Origin of the sequence: Streptomyces sp. NPDC001507, from assembly GCF_042894765.1 — a bacterium.
GTDB lineage: Bacteria > Actinomycetota > Actinomycetes > Streptomycetales > Streptomycetaceae > Streptomyces.
The window spans coordinates 157,236-173,162 of sequence record NZ_JBIAVV010000011.1 but is presented as its reverse complement, the minus strand read 5'-3'; the positions used below and the strand labels follow the sequence as shown (position 1 = coordinate 173,162).

The 15,927-nt window shown below is 71.5% G+C and carries 11 protein-coding genes and 2 pseudogenes; 6 read left to right on the top strand and 7 right to left on the bottom strand.

Annotated features, from left to right (window positions below):
* Positions 1–50 precede the first annotated feature (50 nt).
* The 3 genes from ACFY0K_RS32870 to ACFY0K_RS32860 all read right to left on the bottom strand — a co-directional run bounded on the left by ACFY0K_RS32870 (position 51) and on the right by ACFY0K_RS32860 (position 2,986).
* A complete protein-coding gene (locus ACFY0K_RS32870; RefSeq protein ID WP_390642868.1) occupies positions 51–1,721 on the bottom strand; it encodes a polyamine aminopropyltransferase in 1,671 nt (556 codons plus the stop codon).
* Between the two features lie 85 nt (positions 1,722–1,806).
* Positions 1,807–2,337, bottom strand: coding sequence for a DUF2617 family protein (locus ACFY0K_RS32865; RefSeq protein WP_352364153.1), 531 nt, complete (start codon positions 2,335–2,337; stop codon positions 1,807–1,809).
* Between the two features lie 331 nt (positions 2,338–2,668).
* Complete coding sequence (locus tag ACFY0K_RS32860; RefSeq protein ID WP_390642867.1) at positions 2,669–2,986, bottom strand: hypothetical protein; 318 nt, start codon at positions 2,984–2,986, stop codon at positions 2,669–2,671.
* Between the two features lie 140 nt (positions 2,987–3,126).
* Here ACFY0K_RS32860 and ACFY0K_RS32855 point away from each other — a divergent pair, with 140 nt between their 5' ends.
* Positions 3,127–4,317: a pyridoxal phosphate-dependent aminotransferase gene (locus ACFY0K_RS32855; RefSeq protein WP_390642866.1), complete on the top strand. Its 1,191-nt coding sequence runs from the start codon at positions 3,127–3,129 to the stop codon at positions 4,315–4,317.
* Positions 4,318–4,696: 379 nt separating this feature from the next.
* Here ACFY0K_RS32855 and ACFY0K_RS32850 read toward each other — a convergent pair whose 3' ends face one another.
* A complete protein-coding gene (locus ACFY0K_RS32850; protein ID WP_390642865.1) occupies positions 4,697–7,771 on the bottom strand; it encodes an FG-GAP-like repeat-containing protein in 3,075 nt (1,024 codons plus the stop codon).
* A 356-nt stretch (positions 7,772–8,127) separates the two neighbouring features.
* Between ACFY0K_RS32850 and ACFY0K_RS32845 the strand changes: the two genes are divergently transcribed.
* From ACFY0K_RS32845 to ACFY0K_RS32835, 3 genes and pseudogenes are all read left to right on the top strand, one after another.
* Positions 8,128–8,385 carry a type II toxin-antitoxin system Phd/YefM family antitoxin gene (locus ACFY0K_RS32845; protein WP_037676836.1) on the top strand — a complete coding sequence of 86 codons (258 nt, stop codon included), beginning with the start codon at positions 8,128–8,130 and terminating at the stop codon, positions 8,383–8,385.
* Between the two features lie 10 nt (positions 8,386–8,395).
* Positions 8,396–8,656, top strand: a complete 261-nt coding sequence (locus ACFY0K_RS32840) for a Txe/YoeB family addiction module toxin (protein WP_046730454.1) — start codon at positions 8,396–8,398, stop codon at positions 8,654–8,656.
* A 157-nt stretch (positions 8,657–8,813) separates the two neighbouring features.
* Positions 8,814–9,251 (top strand): annotated as a pseudogene (locus tag ACFY0K_RS32835) (aminotransferase class I/II-fold pyridoxal phosphate-dependent enzyme); the annotation flags it as partial.
* Between the two features lie 583 nt (positions 9,252–9,834).
* On the opposite strand, the gene ACFY0K_RS32830 reads toward ACFY0K_RS32835, so the two are convergent.
* Entirely contained in the window at positions 9,835–10,389 is a 555-nt protein-coding gene (locus tag ACFY0K_RS32830; protein WP_390642864.1) for a Uma2 family endonuclease, read from the bottom strand.
* Positions 10,390–10,487: 98 nt separating this feature from the next.
* Here ACFY0K_RS32830 and ACFY0K_RS32825 point away from each other — a divergent pair.
* Positions 10,488–10,724: pseudogene (locus ACFY0K_RS32825) on the top strand (aminotransferase); the annotation flags it as partial.
* 228 nt (positions 10,725–10,952) lie between these two features.
* Positions 10,953–12,134, top strand: coding sequence for a hypothetical protein (locus tag ACFY0K_RS32820; protein WP_390642863.1), 1,182 nt, complete (start codon positions 10,953–10,955; stop codon positions 12,132–12,134).
* Positions 12,135–12,147: 13 nt separating this feature from the next.
* Here ACFY0K_RS32820 and ACFY0K_RS32815 read toward each other — a convergent pair whose 3' ends face one another.
* Together ACFY0K_RS32815 and clpB are read right to left on the bottom strand one after the other, a co-directional pair.
* Positions 12,148–12,678 (bottom strand): YbjN domain-containing protein, encoded by a 531-nt coding sequence (locus ACFY0K_RS32815; RefSeq protein ID WP_351956538.1) that lies wholly within the window; start codon positions 12,676–12,678, stop codon positions 12,148–12,150.
* A gap of 425 nt (positions 12,679–13,103) precedes the next feature.
* A complete protein-coding gene (gene clpB, locus ACFY0K_RS32810) occupies positions 13,104–15,725 on the bottom strand; it encodes an ATP-dependent chaperone ClpB (RefSeq protein ID WP_390642862.1) in 2,622 nt (873 codons plus the stop codon).
* Between the last annotated feature and the right edge of the window lie 202 nt (positions 15,726–15,927).

Sequence of the window (15,927 nt, the reverse complement as noted above, 5' to 3'; positions counted from 1 at the left end):
CCCTCCCCGACGCACGGCACGCTGCGAGCCTCCTTGACGCGGGGGCCCGTTCAGTACCGCGGGTGCACCAGCGTGGACGACGGCGGCAGCCCGGCCTTCGGTGTCTGCAGGGCGTCCCGCTCCAGTCCCCCTTCCGTGAGCGTCCGCAGCCGCGGGCCGCCGGCCGGCAGGCGCAGCGCCGGCGCGCGGGGACCCGCGGTCGCGAGGATGAAGCCCCAGTCGTGCGGGGCCCTGGACTCGCCCGCCGAGCGGTCGGGGCCCGGGGGGAAGCCGGCGTCCTGGCCGAGGACCCGGTAGGGGGTGGTGGCGAGGCCCGCCGCCCGCAGGGTCGCGGCGACCGTCCAGAAGGTGTGCGGGCGGCCCTGGACCGGTCCGGCGTGGACGACCAGGCGGCCGCCGGGGGCGAGGGCGCGGCGGACGAGGCCGTAGAACTCCTCGGAGTACAGCTTGGCGCTGGCGGTGATGCCGGGATCGGGCAGGTCGGCGATGACGACGTCGTAACCGGAGGAACCGGAGTAGCTGGACGAGCCGAAGTAGCCGGAGCGGGGTGCCTCGCGCAGCCAGTGGAAGGCGTCGGCGGTGAACACACGGACGTGGGGGTCGTCGTAGGCGTGGCCGTTGAGCGCGGACAGGGCGGGGTCGTGGCGGGCGAGGCGGACCAGGCCCGCGTCGAGTTCGACGATGTCGACGCGATCGACGCCCCGGTGGCGCAGCACCTCGCGCGCGGCCATGCCGTCGCCGCCGCCGAGGATCAGCACGCGGGCGTGCGGGCCGGTCATCGCGGGGTGGACGAGGGCTTCGTGGTACCGGCGTTCGTCGCGGCCGCCGACCCGCAGCCGGCCGTCGAGAAAGAGGTCGAGGGGGCGGCCGTGGGTGCCGCCGGTGAGGACGATCTCCTGGACGTCCGTCTGGAGGGCGACGCGGACGTCGGCGCCGTAGACGGCGTGCCGTGCGGCCCGTTCGAAGTCGCCGACGAGGACGGCGGCGGAGGCGAGGAGGCCGAGGACGGTGATGCCCGCGACGAGGAGGGTCCAGCGGGCCCGGCGGGAAAGGTCGCGGCGGAACAGCCCGAGCACCAGGGCGCCCCCGGCGACGACGTTGACGGTGCCGGTGAGCAGGGTGCCCGTCAACTGGCCGAGGAAGGGCCGCAGCAGGAACGGGAAGGCGAGGCCGCCGACCAGCGCGCCCACGTAGTCGGCCGCGAACAGGTCGGCGACCGCACCGCCCGCGTCCTGGCGGCGGATGCGCTGGATGAGCTCCATCAGCAGCGGAACCTCGGCACCGATGAGCAGGCCGATGGCGAGGGAGAAGGCGACCAGGAGGCAGCGCGGCCCGGCGGCCCACAGCCCGCCCCAGCCGCCGGTCCAGGCGAAGACGGCGTACAGCGCCATGGCGCTGCAGCCGCCGATCAGCGCCAGCGCGGCCTCCACCGCGGCGAACCCGGCCGCCGCGTGCCAGCGCAGCCGTTTCGCGGCGAGGGAGCCGACGCCCATCGCGAAGACCATCACGGACAGCACGACGGAGGCCTGGGTGACCGAGTCGCCGATCAGGTACGAGGCCAGGGCGACGAGTTCGAGCTCGTACACCAATCCGCAGGCCGCGCAGACGAACACGCACGCCAGGACCAGGAAGCGGCCCGTCCCCGGCTGCACGGGCAGCGGCGCGGGGGCGCCCCAGGGCGGCGGTGTGCCGGGAGGGGCGGGTGCGTGCGGATCGATCACTCTGCGACGTTACGTCACTCGCTCGGTACGCTTCGTCACCCACACGTGTGGAACTCCGGGCCCTTTGACGCCCCGTTGGTTTATGTCATCCGGCGACGGGTTGGGGTACCGGGACCCGTGCGCCGACCCGGGTCCGGGTCGCGACCAGCTGGCCGTCCTGCGGGTACGCGTGCCAGGTCCGCCAGTGCACCTGGCCCTCGTGGCGCTGGGCCAGCATCGCCGTGAACGCGTGCGGGCTGCCCGGGAAGACCCCGGCGAGGCCGTGCGGATGCTCGGAGACGAGGGCCAGCAACTCCTGGGCGCGGCCCGCGAAGGAGCCCGGTGACAGCACCTCGACGCGGGCCGCGAACTCGTACTCCCAGTTGCCGTTGCGCTTGGCGACGCCGAGCGGCAGGGGGGTGCTGGACCCCGGGATGCACGCCACCGTCTCCGAGCAGCCGCCGCACTCCTCCTCGAGCAGCACCTGGTGGGACGCGCCGAGCAGTCTCAACTGCAGCTTCGCCCCGTTCAGTTCCAGGTCGAGGGTGGCCAGGGCGGGCAGCGGCTCGCGCCCCAGGGCCCAGGCGAGGTCGGCCGCGCGCGTATCGGTGTAGGTGGTGTTCAGGGTCGTGAGCATGGATCGGCTCCGCTAACACGCAAAAGGGGAGGAGTGTGGTCCGGTGCACCTCGGTCGACACCGGGAGATCGGCCCGGCCGGCCCAGCCGGGGGAGGGTGTCGTCAGGACGTCCGAGGTGCTGCTTTGGTGATTTAGAGGGAATCATGAACTGTGGCGCTGCCACAGCGTTTTTACCCAACTTCGTGGGGTTTCCATCCCTCAGAGGGCTCCACAGCTCAACTGTTCAACCAAGTTGTGCGCCCCGCTCCTTCCGGCGCACGCCGGGGCGCCCGGCGAGAGCTCCCCCGCTCCGCGTCCGGACGCCCCGGTTCCCCGCCGCCCGCGGGCGGCTCAGCTGCTCCCGCCGCAGCCGCCCCCGCCGCCGCACGACGACCCGCCGCCGCAGGACGACCCGCCGCCGCACGAGGAGTGCCCGCCGCCGCAGGAGTGGCCGCCCCCGTGATGCCCGCCGTGGTGGCCTCCGTGGTGGCCTCCGTGCGAGGACGACGACCCCGAGTCCCCGGCCCACCAGCTGCCGGAGCTGTCGTAGGAGGAGGAGCCGCCCCCGCGGCGGTACGCCCCCTTGCCCCCGCCGCCCCTGCGGACCGCCGACGCGACGATCGCGAGGCAGATGACCGCGGCCACCACCACGATGAAGACGGTGCCCATGGCGTCACCTTCTTTCCGTTCCCCCGAAGGCGACCCCCCGTGGGCGCCCCGGCCGCCGCGAGAGCGCGGCGTGGACTGGGGATGCCCGGCCGTCACGGCGGCCAAAGCGGAGTTGAGGAACTCCAGAGCTTGGGCGCAGGATGGCCGCCATGACCTCCAGCGAACGCCCGCTCCTGAACCGTCGGCTGGCCGAGTTCGGCACCACGATCTTCGCCGAGATGTCGGCCCTCGCGCTGCGCACCGGCTCCATCAACCTCGGGCAGGGCTTCCCGGACACCGACGGCCCCGAAGAGGTCAGGGAGGCCGCCGTGCGCGCGCTGCGCGAGGGGCGCGGCAACCAGTACCCGCCGGGGCCGGGCGTCCCCGAGCTGCGCACCGCGATCGCGGCACACCAGCAGCGCCGGTACGGCCTGTCGTACGACCCGGACGCCGAGGTGCTGGTGACGGCGGGCGCCACGGAGGCGATCGCGGCCGCCCTGCTGGCGCTGGTGGAGCCCGGGGACGAGGTGGTCGCCCTGGAGCCGTACTACGACTCCTACGCGGCGAGCATCGCGATGGCGGGCGGCACCCGGGTCCCGGTCACCCTGCGCCCGGACGCCGGCGCGTTCCGCCTCGACCTCGACGAGCTGCGCGCCGCCGTCACCCCGCGCACCCGGCTCCTCCTGGTCAACACCCCGCACAACCCGACCGGCACGGTCCTCACCCGCGCCGAGCTGACCGCGGTCGCCGAGCTGGCGGTGGAGCGGGACCTGCTGGTGGTGACCGACGAGGTGTACGAGCACCTGGTCTACGACGAGGCCGAACACGTCCCCCTCGCCACCCTCCCCGGCATGCGCGAGCGCACGGTCACCATCGGCTCGGCCGGCAAGACCTTCTCCTTCACCGGCTGGAAGGTCGGTTGGGTGACGTCGACGCCGGAGCTGGTCACTGCGGTGCGCTCGGCCAAGCAGTTCCTGACGTACGTCGCCTCCGGGCCCTTCCAGTACGCCGTCGCCGAGGCCCTGCGCCTGCCCGACTCATACTTCGCGGACTTCCGCGCGGACATGCTGGCCAAGCGGGACCTGCTCGCGGGCGGCCTGGAGCGGGCGGGCTTCAAGGTCTTCCGCCCTGCCGGTACGTACTTCATCACCACCGACATCCGGCCCCTCGGTGAGAGCGACGGTCTCACCTTCTGCCGTGCACTGCCGGAGCGCTGCGGGGTGGTCGCGATCCCCAACGCGGTCTTCTACGACCACCGCGAGCTGGGTGCCCCGTTCGTACGGTTCGCGTTCTGCAAGCGCACGGGAGTGCTGGAGGAGGCCGCCACCCGGCTCAAGACGCTGGCCGGGTGACAGCCGACAGCCGTACCGGCGAGGGTCCCGGCCTGACTCACGCCGCAGCGCGTAGATGTCGCAGGCCGTAGAGCGGCGCGGTGGATGGACGAGCGCGACCGCTGACGCGGAGTTGCACGACCGGGTGGAGCGACCGCCGGTCCACCGACCTCGCCGGCCTCCCTCGGCGGGGCCTGCCGCGCGGCACGCGAGCGGGTGCGTGAACACGGTTCCGGCTGGGTCACGGCCGACGGCCCGCTCGGCTCCGCCGTCCCGACGGCGGAGCAGTACCCGACGTACGTCGGCGCCGGCCTCCGCCGAAGCGCGACCTGCTCGGCAACGGCCTGCGGGCAGCCGGGTTCGAGGTCGGCCGGCCCCGTGGCGCGTTTTTCGTCACCACTCAGAAGATCCCCTTGTACCCCCGCCATCCGGTGGCGATCTTCGTGCGGGCGCCGAACACCCCCTTGCCGTTGCCGTTGTTGCGCCACAGGTTGCCGGAGGTGTCGCGGGACAGGAGGTCGGCATTGCCGTCGCCGGTGAGGTCGCCGGCGCCGATGACGGTGTCGTACGAGCCGCCCCAGGAGGAGGACAGCTTCACGCGTGCGGAGAAGGTGCCCTTGCCCGTGCCGAGGTAGCGGTACAGGTTGTTGGACTTGTCCTGGGCGACCAGGTCGCCGATGCCGTCGCCGTTGAGATCGCCGACACCCACGATCTTCTTGTACGTCTTCCAGTCGGCGTAGAGCTTCACGCGCGCGGAGAGCTTTCCGGTGCTCGTCCCCCGGTAGAGGTAGACGGCGCCGGTGGCGGAGTTGCGGGCGATGAGGTCGGGACGGCCGTCACCGCTGATGTCGCCGGGCGAGGTCAGGACGTCGTACTGGTTCCAGCCCTTGCCCAGCGAGGTGTGCGGAGTGCTGGTGAGGAACGCCTGGCCGAGCATGGTCCGGTACACCCGTAGTTCGCCGCTGCTGAACCGGACGAGGATGTCGTTGCGCCGGTCGCCGTCGAGGTCACCGAACGGGAAGAGCTTCACGGAGGCGGGCCAGCCGGAGGCGGACATGGCCTTGCCCAGGGTGCCCGTGCCGGTGCCCGGCCGGTAGCTGACGGTGCCGGAGGAGCTGAGGGTCAGGATGTCGCCGGTTCCGTCGGGCGCCCAGGAACCGGCGCTGGTGAAGTCGTGGCGTACGGCGGCCCCGTCGGACACCTGCACCGTCTGCGACACGGTCAGCGCGCGTCCCGAGCCGTCGGCAGGCGGGATCGTCACCGTGAAGGTGTAGGCACCGTTGGGGACGAGCGCGCCCTTGGCGTCACGGATGTCCCACCGCGCGGTCAGGTTGCCCTGCACCGCCCCGCCGGTGAGGGTGCGGACGACGGTACCGGTGGCCTTGCTGGTGAGGGTGGCCGTCCAGGAGGCGGCCGGCTTGGAGAGGAGCCCGCGCCACTGCCACCACGGGCTGTCGGCCGCGCTGTTCTCCCCCGCGTTGCCGGTCGTCTCGGACTCGACGGCGGAGAGCGGCTGGGTGGCGACCCCGCTGGGCACCAGGTGGATCCGGTTCTCCGCGTCGACGTAGGCGACGGGCCCGCCGAACTTGTCCACGGTCCAGGTCGTCCCGCGCCCGCCGGACGTGCCCGCCGGGAGGTCGGCTATCTCACGGGTGGTCGCGGTGCCGTCGGCGAAGGCAGTGAGGAGCAGCGTCCCGGTGGTCGTGTCCTGCCGGACGAGGTATCCGTCGCCGAGCTGGACCTGGCCGGACGGGACGGGGATGTTCTTCTTCGCCGTTCGGTCCCAGACGCCGGCCGTCCCGCCCGTACCGCAGGACCAGTAGATCCAGCGGCTCACCACCTGGAGCTCCTTGGGGACGCACGGGGCGCCGGTGCTGACGGTGGCGGCGGTCGCGCCGGTCTTCAGGTTCCTGGCGGTGACGACACCGTTGCCGGAACCCGGCGTCCACAGGCTGGTCCCCCAGACGGAGGCGGCTGTGACGGAGCGGGTGAGGACGGGCTGCAGGTCGGTGTAGACACCGAGGTCGCCGACGTACTGCTTGCTGGGGAAGGAACCGTTGACGACCGCGTAGCGGCCGGTGACGTCGAGGACGGTGCCGGTTGCCGAGGGCAGGTAGAAGAAGCCGGCCTGGTCGTCGCGGTCGACGGACTGGACGTACGAGCCGACCGGGTCGGCGTCGGCGGTGAACGTCACGGCGCGGCCGTCCCCGGTGGCGTACGGGCCCGTGTCGAGGCCGTCCCACTTCTCCCAGGTCCGGGTGCCGGGCGTGCCGTCCGCGGCGATCGGCCGGGTGTAGTACGCGCCCAGGAAGCTGGAGTTGGCCTCGTCGGTGGCCAGGGTGCCGTTCTCCAGCGACAGCCGCGTGATCTTCGCCGCTACCGGCGGTACGGCGGTCAGTTCGGTCAGTGCCGGGGTGTCCGCGCCCGTGCCGGTGACCCGGCGTACCGCCCAGTGCCCGGCGTCGGCGCCCCCGACGACCAGCAGGCCGCCGTCGGGGGCGGGTACGACGGAGCTGTTCGCGTGCCGGAGCAGGGTGACCGGGGCGCCGCCCGTGACGGGGACGGCCATGAGCTGCTCGCCGGACTCGTCGGCCAGGTTGGAGGGGTTCGACGGCACGGTACGGGCCACCACGAGCCAGTCCCCGGCGATGCCGACCGACGGGGTGCCCTCGGTGCCGGGCAGGGTCACCGTCGTCCCGGGGGCGGTGAGGTCGCCGCGGTCCAGGACGTGCGCCGTCGGCGTGGTACCGGACGGGTACCAGACCAGCCGGTCCGCGCTCAGCGCGACGGCGGCCGGAGCGGCGGACAGGGTCACGTCGCCGGTGACCTTCGCGGCGGCCAGGTCCACCAGCGCCAGGTGCTGCACGCCCCCCAGCGCGTAGCCGACGACGGCGGTGCCGCTGTCGCCGCCCAGCACCCGGAAGTTCGAGGTGATCCCGGCCGGCCACCCGTCGACGAGGGTGCCGTCGGCCGGGGCGTCGCCGCCGTAGAGCCACAGCGTGCGGCTGCCGCCCGTGTCGCGGGCCTGGGTCAGCACATGGGTGCCGTAGGTGGCCATGTACGTGCCGTGGGTGAGGGTGACGTCGGTGCTGGTGGCGGCGGAGAGGTCACGCAGGACGACTTTCTGGGTGGGCGAGACGACGTCGGTCACGATGTCGGACGACGAGCCCAGGTAGCCGGCGAATTCGACTCGCGGCAGCTCGCCCAGTTCGGTCGTCGCACCGGTGGCGTACGACGTCCACAGGTAGCCGGAGCGTCCCTCCTGGGCGTGCAGGTAGCCGTCGGTACCGGCGCTGTAGAGCCGGTCGGCGCGGGGCTGGTAACGGTCGGACTGGAAGACCTTCTCGGTCGCGCGTGCGGTGCTCCCGGTGCCGTCGCCCGCATCGGCCGTGCCGACGAGTGGACCGGGACCGGCGACGACGGTGAGGACTGCCAGCGCGGCGACGACGCCACGGGCGGTGGTACGACGAGCCATCGTCGCCTCCTGGGGGCTTCCGGTGGAAAGAGGCGTGCCGGAGGCCGACGGTCGGGAAGGCGTGTATTGATGCTGCCGCGAAATATCTGCCCCCGAACTTCCCCCCACACGCGGCGAGTTGATGATAACAGTGGCCACAGGTTTCTCTGAGGCACCGGTAGGACGAGATCCCGATCGTCTTCGCGACGGCCACCGGATCGGCGACCCCAGGTCCCTTCTCGGCGCACCCGCCGTTGTCGGTGACGTCGATGCCGTCGCCGCGCACCGGAGGCCGCATGCTCCCGGCCGTGGTACAGGCGCTTGCCGCACCACAGAGCGAGACGTACAATTTCTTGTACGTCGAAGGAGGGTTGATCGTGAAGACCATGACGTATTCCGAGTCCCGCGCGCGGTACGCCGAGGTGCTCAACTCCGTCACCGACGACCGCGAGGAGGTCGTCATCACCCGGGCCGGACATGAGCCGGTCGTCATCGTCTCCCTTGAGGACTACGAGTCCCTGAAGGAGACCGCGTACCTGCTGCGAAGCCCGGCGAACGCCCGGCGCCTGCTCGCCTCCATCGACGAGCTGGAGAACGGCGGCGGCACCGTACGCGAACTGGCGACCGACGAATGAGGGCCCCGAGTTGAAGATCACCTTCTCCTCCCGCGCCTGGGAGGACTACCTGTGGTGGCAGCTTCAGGACCGGAAGATCCTGAAGCGCATCAACACGCTCATCGCGGACATCGCCCGGAACGGCAACGAGGGGATCGGCAAACCGGAACCGCTCAAGCACGGATTCCAGGGCTACTGGTCGCGCCGCATCAACGACGAGCACAGACTGATCTACAAGGCCACCGAGGACGCCGTCCTGATCGCACAGTGCCGCTACCACTACGAGAGCTGACCGGTGAACCGCGGCGATCCACCGTTCCCGTCCCATCCGCACGGTGCGCTCAGTCGTACGGCGGAGAGCGACGGACTTCTCAGCCCGCGCCTCGGTCGGCGACGGCTTACCTTGGTGGGCCCGGTGCGCCACGCGTGAATGGGTGTACGAAGGAGGCGTGGCCTGGGTGACGTCGACGCCGGAGCTGGTCACTGCGGTGCGCTCGGCCAAGCAGTTCCTGACGTACGTCGCCTCCGGGCCCTTCCAGTACGCCGTCGCCGAGGCCCTGCGCCTGCCCGACGCCTACTTCACGGCCCTGCGCGACGACCTGAGGGCCAAGCGGGACCTGCTGAGCGCGGGACTCGCCGACGCGGGCTTCCGGGTCTTCCGGCCGGCCGGGACGTACTTCATCACGACCGACATCCGCCCGCTCGGCGAGAACGACGGCTTCACCTTCTGCCGCGCCATGCCGGAACGTTGCGGGGTCGTGGCGATCCCCAACGCCGTCTTCTACGACCACCGCGAGCAGGGTGCGCCATTCGTACGGTTCGCCTTCTGCAAGCGCACGGAGGTGCTGGAGGAGGCCGGCACCCGGCTCAAGACGCTGGCCGCGTGACAGCCGACAGCCGTACCGGCAAGGGTCCCGGCCTGGCTCACGCCGTAGCGCGGGAATGACGCAGGCATAGAGTGGCGCGGTGGATGGAAGAGCGCGACTGCTGACGAGGAGCTGCACGACCGGGTGGAGCGACTGGATTCACGGGGAGCTGTGGCTGCTCCCGTCGGCGTTGGTCCGCCGTCGGCTCGGGTTCACTGCCACTCTGGCGAACAGGAAGGGGCCAACGGTGGTCGTGCCGTTGCCGGAGGCTGACGTCACTGCGGCTGCCACCGCGCAGATCCGGACAGAGCACCGGACCAACAAAGTGATCCCTCTGGCCGGCATTGCCTCCGCCCACCTCCGTCGCGGCATCACCGCCGACCGACTCACCGTCCGCATGCATGACGGAGCTCAGCACAAACTTCTCTGGCTACCCACCGACCCCGCATCCGCCGTACTCGCGAACGAACTCGCCCCCTGGCTTCGCTGACCTGCCAACCCGCTGGAGCGAGCGGTGCCTCAGCCGCGACAGCGATGCCGGGGGCTGGGGTGTCGTCTCCAGACATGGTTGCCGAGGCCGGGGCGCGCGAAGCGTTGAAGGTTGTCAGCGCGCTTCCGCCTCGGGCTCCGGGCGCGGGAGCTCGTCGAGGTCGAGGGTGAAGGTGCGGCCGTCGGCCAGGGGGATGGGGAGCTTGCCCGTGCCGTACTTGTGGGTGTGCGCCGCGATGTAACCGGTGGCGGTCGGCTCGCTGTGGAGGACGACTTCCTGGGCGTAGGGGTCCACGACCAGGTAGATCGGGATGCCGTAGCGGCCGTACTTCGCGGTGCAGTCGTCGTAGTCCTTGCGTGCGGAGGAGGTCGAGACGACCTCGGAGATCAGCAGGACGTCCTCGAAGCTGTAGCGCTTGCCTTCCTTGCGTGCATCCTCGCGCAGGATCGCGAGGTCGGGGGCGGAGTTCTCATCGGCGGGGAAGTCGATGTAGACGTCGGAGGTGACCTTCGCGTGACGGCCGAGGGCAAGAGCGGAGTCGATCTGCATCGACCTGATGGTGCTGGAGTGCTCTTCGCTCTGCGGGGTCGTGATCACCTTTCCGTCAGCCCCGAACAGGACCGTGTACCCCTTGGGGAACTCGGTGTGCACGATCGCGTCGACGCTCATGGACGGCTCCTTCCCGTGTGTGGTCAGGATACGACGGGGAGTGCCGTGTCACCGAGCCCGTCGGTACGGCCGGCAGGCCGGTCCGGACAGGTTGTGCGGCCCGCTTACCGCCGATGCCGGAGATCCGCGGAGGGGCCTGTCGCACGACATGGGAACGGGTAGGCCAACGAGGTGTCGGCTGGGTGACGTCGACGCCGGAGCTGGTCACTGCGGTGCGCTCGGCCAAGCAGTTCCTGACGTACGTCGCCTCGGGCCCCTTCCAGTACGCCGTCGCGGAGGCCCTCGCCCTCCCGGACGCGTACTTCGAGGCGTTCCGCCGGGACATGCAGACCAAGCCCTGGACGCCATGACCGGGGCCCTGGTCGACCTCTTCGGCACCTACGGCATGGACACCGGCGTCCTGCCGCGTTTCGAGGACGACGACTGACCTTACGTACACGACTGTGCCCCGCCGGGTCGATCCTGGCGGGGCACAGTCTTCGGTGGACGCCTGCCGTGCGGTGTCTCCCTCCATCGGGCGTCCATTTCTCGCCCCTCTCCGCGTCTCCCGGCACTGTGCGAATGTGAGCCACGCCAGCACCACCGCCCTCGCCCCGCCCGTCGCGCAGCGGCCCGGCGCCCGGCTGTCCGTCGTCGCCGCGGGCGGGGTCGCCGTGGGGCTGTTCGCGGCGGTACGGCTCACCGGCATGGCCGTGCTGGCACTGACCGCGTGGGCGGGCGGGCGGCATCCGCTGACGCTGCTCGGGAGGTCGTGGGACGCGGCCTGGTACCTGGGGATCGCGGCGCACGGCTACGGCCGCACCCTGTACTTCGGCCCCGGCATCGTCCACAGCGACCTGGCGTTCTTCCCGCTCTACCCGGCCCTCATCCGGACCCTGACGGCCGTGACCCCGCTCAGCGGGGCCGGCGCGGGGCTGCTGCTGTCGTGGACGGCCGCCGCCGTCGCCGCGGGCGGGATCTACGCGGTGGGCGCCCGGCTGCACGGGCGGGCGGTGGGCACCGCCCTGGTGCTGCTCTGGGGGCTGCTCCCGCACTCCGTGGTGCTGTCCATGGCGTACACGGAACCGGTGCTGACCGCCTTCGCCGCCTGGTCGCTGTACGCCGTCCTGGCCGGGAACTGGCTGTGGGCGGGCTCCCTGGCCGTCCTGGCCGGGCTCTCCCGCCCGAACGGCTTCGCGGTCGCGGCCGCCGTGCTGCTCGCCGCCGCGGCCGAGATCCGGCGTTCCCGCGGCCGGGTTACCCACAGGCTGTGGACGGGGGCGGCGCTCGCCCCGCTGGGCTGGAGCGCGTACGTCCTCTGGGTCGGCCTCCGCACCGGCGACGCGCTGGGCGGCTACTTCGGCGTCCAGCGGCTGTGGGGCTCGCGCTTCGACTTCGGCCGGGGCTCGCTCGCGGTCGTCCGTACGCTGCTGCTGCGCGGCGACCGGTTCGTCTTCCCGATGGCGCTGGTCATCGTGGCGGCGGCGGTGGTGCTGTTCGCCCTGCTGGCCCTGGACCGCGCCCCGCTCCCGCTGCTCGCCCACACCGCCGTGCTCCTGCTGATCGCCCTCGGCGGCTCGGGCTTCTTCGAGTCGAAGCCGCGCTTCCTGCTCCCGGCCTTCCCGCTGCTGCTCCCGCTGGCCCGGGCGCTGGTCCGCACGGCGAGAGCCCGGCCCTGGCACGCGACGGTGGTGGTCACGGCCCTGGCCGGGCTCTCGTTCGGCTACGGCACCTACCTCGTCGTGTACGCGCAGACGCCGCTGTAGCCCGCTTCAGGTCCTACTCGTCGCCGTCCTCCGGCTCGTCGGCCTCGTTGACCGCCTCCTCCAGGCCGAGCTGCTCGACCAGCCACTTGTCGAACTCGATCGCGGCCCGCACCCAGCTGACCGTGGAGGACACGAAGTGGTTGATGTCGACACCCATGCCGATCAGCATCTGGGCCTCACCGATGAGACGGACCGTGCCGTCGTCGTGGGTGTGGGTGTAGACCTTGGGCCACAGGGTCCGCCGGTTCCAGTCGTCGATGGACTCCAGCAGCTGCGGCTTCTCGTCGATCTTGTGGGGGCGGTCGTAGAACGTCCGCACCGAGAAGACGGCCTGCTCGTCCTCGCCGCGGAACATGAAGTACGTGCGGAACTGCTCCCACGGCGCCGCGAGGTCGCCCTCGTCGTCGACGACGTACTTGAGCTCCATCTGGTCGAGGAGCTGCTTCACAAGATCCTGATCCGGGACGACGGGGCCCGCCGGTCCTTGGGGCTGCGGCTCGGGCTGGCCCCCGAAGCTCGGGATCGAGGACGGGTCGATGGACATACGTGGACACTCCTGCGGTCGTCTGGATCGTCCGGTCATCGCTGAGACCAGACGTAACACCCACCCTCTCTCCCTTGGACCACGACCGGCAACCTGCTCGGCCCCGAGCCGCCGATTCGCGCCGGATCAACGAGGTGAATACCAGGATCCCGACCCCAGCCCCCGGCCCGTCGAAGCTCGATCCGCGAGCCATGGGGAGGTACGTGTGCAGGGTGCCCGACGTGCGGCCCCTCGCAGTAAGAGCGCACACCTGCCTCACGGAGCAGGGCGGCCTCGGCGGCCCACCCCTGGGCCGACGACCACTGTTCGCGACAAGCCGAACCCGCCGCGACGACCGGCTGGGCCTCCGGACCCGCGAGACGTTGAAACCCGGACAGGCCGCCACCCACGGGAGTGACGGCCTGTCTGTCCGGCTCTTTCGTCCGTCAGAGGGTCTTACCGGTGTCTTCGGTGGGGGTTTCCGCCGTCGCCGGCCCCACGATCAGCCCCTCGCCGAACGCGTCCACGCGGACCGTGTCGCCGTCCTTGACCTCGCCGGCGAGAATCTCCCTGGCCAGCCGGTCGCCGATGGCGGTCTGGACCAGGCGGCGCAGCGGGCGGGCGCCGTAGGCCGGGTCGTTGCCCTCCTCGGCGAGCCAGGCCAGGGCCTCGGGGGTGATCTCCAGGGCGAGGCGGCGGTCGGCGAGGCGCTTGGCCAGCCGGTCGATCTGGAGGCGGGCGATCCGGGCCAGTTCGTCCTTCTCCAGGGCCGAGAAGACCACCAGGTCGTCCAGGCGGTTCAGGAACTCCGGCTTGAAGGACCTCCGGACCGTCTCCAGGACCTGCTCCTTCTTCTCCTCCGGGCTGAGCGCCGGGTCGACCAGGTACTGGCTGCCCAGGTTCGAGGTGAGGACCAGGATGGTGTTGCGGAAGTCGACCGTGCGGCCCTGGCCGTCGGTGAGGCGCCCGTCGTCCAGCACCTGGAGCAGGACGTCGAAGACCTCGGGGTGGGCCTTCTCCACCTCGTCCAGCAGGACCACGGTGTAGGGCCTGCGGCGGACCGCCTCGGTGAGCTGGCCGCCCTCCTCGTAGCCGACGTAGCCGGGCGGGGCGCCGACCAGCCGGGCCACGCTGTGCTTCTCGCCGTACTCCGACATGTCGATGCGGACCATCGCCCGCTCGTCGTCGAAGAGGAAGTCGGCCAGGGCCTTGGCGAGTTCGGTCTTGCCGACGCCGGTCGGGCCGAGGAAGAGGAAGGAGCCGGTGGGGCGGTCCGGGTCGGCGATGCCCGCGCGGGAGCGCCGGACGGCGTCGGAGACCGCACGTACGGCCTCGGTCTGGCCGATCAGGCGGCGGCCCAGCTCGTCCTCCATGCGGAGCAGCTTCTGGGTCTCCCCCTCCAGCAGGCGGCCGGCCGGGATGCCGGTCCAGGCGGCCACCACGTCCGCGATGTCGTCGGAGCCGACCTCCTCCTTGACCATGGTGTCCCTGGCCGTCTCCTCCTCGGCCTCGGACGCGGCCTCCAGCTCCTTCTCCAGCTGCGGGATCTCGCCGTAGAGCAGCTTGGAGGCGGTGTCGAAGTCGCCGTCGCGCTGGGCACGTTCGGCGGTGCCGCGCAGGGCGTCGAGCTTCTCCTTCAGCTCGCCGACCCGGTTCAGGGACTGCTTCTCGCGCTCCCAGCGGGCGTTGAGGCCGCGCAGGTCCTCCTCCTTGTCGGCGAGGTCGCGGCGCAGCTTCTCCAGACGCTCCCGGGAGGCCGGGTCGGTCTCCTTCTCCAGCGCCAGCTCCTCCATCTTCAACCGGTCGACGGAGCGCTGCAGTTCGTCGATCTCGACGGGGGACGAGTCGATCTCCATGCGGAGGCGGGAGGCGGCCTCGTCGACGAGGTCGATGGCCTTGTCGGGGAGGAAGCGGGAGGTGATGTAGCGGTCGGAGAGGGTCGCGGAGGCGACCAGTGCCGAGTCCGCGATCTGCACCTTGTGGTGGGCCTCGTAACGCCCCTTCAGGCCCCGGAGGATGGCGATCGTGTCCTCCACCGTGGGCTCGGCGACCAGCACTTGCTGGAACCGACGCTCCAACGCCGGGTCCTTCTCGATGCGTTCGCGGTACTCGTCGAGGGTGGTGGCTCCGACCATGCGCAGTTCGCCGCGGGCCAGCATCGGCTTCAGCATGTTGCCGGCGTCCATGGCGGAGTCACCGCCGGCGCCTGCGCCCACGACCGTGTGCAGCTCGTCGATGAAGGTGATGATCTGCCCGTCGGAGTCCTTGATCTCGGCGAGGACGGTCTTCAGCCGCTCCTCGAACTCGCCGCGGTACTTGGCGCCGGCGACCATCGCGCCGAGGTCCAGCGCCACCAGCCGCTTGTCCTTCAGCGACTCGGGCACGTCGCCCTTGACGATCCGCTGGGCCAGCCCCTCGACGACGGCGGTCTTGCCGACGCCGGGCTCGCCGATGAGCACGGGGTTGTTCTTGGTACGGCGGGACAGCACCTGCACGACCCGGCGGATCTCCTGGTCGCGGCCGATGACGGGGTCGAGCTTGCCGTCCCGGGCGGCGGCCGTGAAGTCGGTGCCGAACTTCTCCAGTGCCTTGTACTGGCCCTCGGGGTCGGCGGTGGTCACCCGGCGCCCGCCGCGCGCCTTCCGGAAGGCCTCCGCCAGCTTCTTCGCACTGGCGCCCTGCCGGTCGAGCACCTCGCCGGCCGCGCCGCCCTTCGCGGCGATGCCGATGAGCAGGTGTTCGGTGGAGAGGTAGTCGTCGCCGAGCTCCTTGGCGCGTTCGCCCGCGTCGGCGATGACCGCGAGCAGGTCGCGGTTGGGCTGCGGGGGCGCGACCGTGGAACCGGTCACGCTGGGCAGCGCGGCCAGCACGCGCTCGGCTCCCTGGCGTACGGCGGCCTGGTCGGCGTCGACGGCCGCGAGCAGGTCGGTGATGTTCTCGTTGTCCTGCCCGGCAAGCAGAGCCAGCAGCAGGTGGGCAGGGGTGAGGTCCGCGTGCCCCTCGGTCACGGCCCGGCTGCTGGCCGCGTTGATCGCGTCCCGGCTCCTGTTGGTCAGCTCGGCGTCCACGTTCGCGTTCTCCTCCTCGGCATCGTTCGGCTGACTCAGCCAACGTACACAAAGTTGAGTCTATTCCACTCAAGGTGCGAGCGGGAGCCCTTCCTGGGACCGCCTTTCGGGCCATCGAGTACGCGCGAGGGTGTTCCGTCCGCCGGCCACGGGGCCGGCCGACAGGGCGCGCGGGAGTGGGCGCCGGGGCGTGGCCGAGGAC

Coding starts and splice junctions, on each gene's coding strand:
- ACFY0K_RS32860 (WP_390642867.1), bottom strand. CDS start 2,986: ATGGGCACCGTCTTCATCGTGGTGGTGGCCGCGGTCATCTGCCTCGCG.
- ACFY0K_RS32865 (WP_352364153.1), bottom strand. CDS start 2,337: ATGCTCACGACCCTGAACACCACCTACACCGATACGCGCGCGGCCGAC.
- ACFY0K_RS32855 (WP_390642866.1), top strand. CDS start 3,127: ATGGCCGCCATGACCTCCAGCGAACGCCCGCTCCTGAACCGTCGGCTG.
- ACFY0K_RS32815 (WP_351956538.1), bottom strand. CDS start 12,678: ATGTCCATCGACCCGTCCTCGATCCCGAGCTTCGGGGGCCAGCCCGAG.
- ACFY0K_RS32850 (WP_390642865.1), bottom strand. CDS start 7,771: ATGGCTCGTCGTACCACCGCCCGTGGCGTCGTCGCCGCGCTGGCAGTC.
- ACFY0K_RS32830 (WP_390642864.1), bottom strand. CDS start 10,389: ATGAGCGTCGACGCGATCGTGCACACCGAGTTCCCCAAGGGGTACACG.